Source organism: Burkholderia sp. SIMBA_062 (assembly GCF_046534765.1).
GTDB classification, from domain to species: domain Bacteria; phylum Pseudomonadota; class Gammaproteobacteria; order Burkholderiales; family Burkholderiaceae; genus Burkholderia; species Burkholderia ambifaria.
Genome location: NZ_JAWRYD010000617.1, coordinates 1 through 237, shown reverse-complemented (window position 1 = coordinate 237; position 237 = coordinate 1). Strand labels below are relative to the sequence as shown.

The following is a 237-nucleotide window of genomic DNA, read 5'->3' as shown; positions in this document are numbered from 1 at the left end:
AACCGCTGACCGACGCGAAGGTCCGCGACACGAAGACCCCCGACACCTACCCGGACGGCACTGTGCGGGGACTGTATCTGGTCGTCTCGAAAACCGGATTGAAGTCGTGGTTCTTGCGGTATTGGGTCGACAAAAAAGAGCGTGTCTGTACCCTCGGCCACTACTACGTCGCCAAGACCGGTGTGCCACTGCCCCAGGATCATATGGGCCTGGTAGAAGCCCGCGCCGCTGCAGAGG

The 237-nt window shown here is 61.2% G+C and carries 1 protein-coding gene; it reads left to right on the top strand.

Annotated features, from left to right (window positions below; all coding sequences use genetic code 11):
- On the top strand, positions 1–237 hold a 237-nt coding region (locus SB786_RS37655; RefSeq protein WP_410731767.1), incomplete at both ends, for an Arm DNA-binding domain-containing protein.